Source organism: Methylobacterium marchantiae, from assembly GCF_042679825.1.
Classification (GTDB): domain Bacteria; phylum Pseudomonadota; class Alphaproteobacteria; order Rhizobiales; family Beijerinckiaceae; genus Methylobacterium; species Methylobacterium marchantiae.
This window is the reverse complement of sequence record NZ_JBHTND010000073.1, coordinates 1-1,233: the sequence shown is the minus strand read 5'-3', so window position 1 is coordinate 1,233 and position 1,233 is coordinate 1. Positions and strand designations below refer to the sequence as shown.

General features: G+C 65.8%; 1 protein-coding gene. It reads left to right on the top strand.

The window, feature by feature from the left end; genetic code table 11:
- On the top strand, nucleotides 1-1,233 hold a 1,233-nt coding region (gene oxlT, locus ACFQ4G_RS21855), incomplete at both ends, for an oxalate/formate MFS antiporter (RefSeq protein ID WP_238209321.1).

Genomic DNA, 1,233 nt, shown 5'->3' with positions numbered 1-1,233 from the left:
GGAACCGACGACCGAGCGCGTATCCGACGGATACCGCTGGGGTCAGCTTGTGATCGGCGTGATCTGCATGGTGATGATCGCCAACCTGCAATACGGCTGGACGTTCTTCGTCCCCGACATCCAGAAGAAGTTCGGCTTCGACCGGGCCGCGATCCAGTGGGCCTTCACCCTGTTCGTGCTGTTCGAGACCTGGCTGGTCCCGGTGGAGGGCTGGTTCGTGGACAAGTACGGCCCGCGGGTCGTGGTCCTGTTCGGCGGCCTGCTCTGCGGCATCGGCTGGGTCATCAACTCCTACGCCGCCTCGCTCAACATGTTCTATCTCGGCCAGGTCGTGGCCGGCATCGGCGCCGGCGCCGTCTACGGCACCTGCGTCGGCTCGGCCCTGAAATGGTTCCCCGACAAGCGCGGCCTCGCCGCCGGCATCATCGCCGCCGGCTTCGGCGCCGGCTCGGCGCTCACCGTCGCCCCGATCCAGTGGATGATCGCCGATCACGGCTTCCAGGCCGCCTTCTTCAACTTCGGCATCGGCCAGGGCCTCGTCGTCTGCGCGCTGGCCTTCTTCTTCACCTCGCCCAAGAAGGGCCAGGTGCCGGAGGTCGTGGCCAACGCCAACATCATCCAGACCCGGCGCAACTACACGCCCGGCGAGGTCGCCCGCCAGCCGATCTTCTGGCTGATGTACTTCATGTTCGTCATCGTCGGCGCCGGCGGCCTGATGATCACCGCCAACCTCAAGCCCATCGCCTCCGATATCGGCGTCGACAAGGTCCCCGTCACGATCATGGGCATCACCATGGTGGCGATCACCTTCGCGGCCACCATCGACCGCGTCCTCAACGGCCTGACCCGCCCGTTCTTCGGATGGGTCTCCGACAAGATCGGCCGCGAGAACACCATGTTCATCGCCTTCGCCATGGAAGGCTTCGGCATCTACATGCTCTACCTCTGGGGCCACGACCCGCTGTGGTTCGTGCTGCTCTCGGGCTTCGTGTTCTTCGCCTGGGGCGAGATCTACTCCCTCTTCCCCTCCACCTGCACCGACACGTTCGGCACCAAGTTCGCCGCCACCAACGCCGGACTGCTCTACACCGCAAAAGGCACCGCGGCCCTCCTCGTGCCGGTGGCCAACTACCTCCAGCAGAGCACCGGAAGCTGGGACGGCGTCTTCCTCGTCGCAGCCGGCGCCAACGTCCTCGCATCCCTCCTCGCCATCGCCGTCCTGAAGCCGTGGCG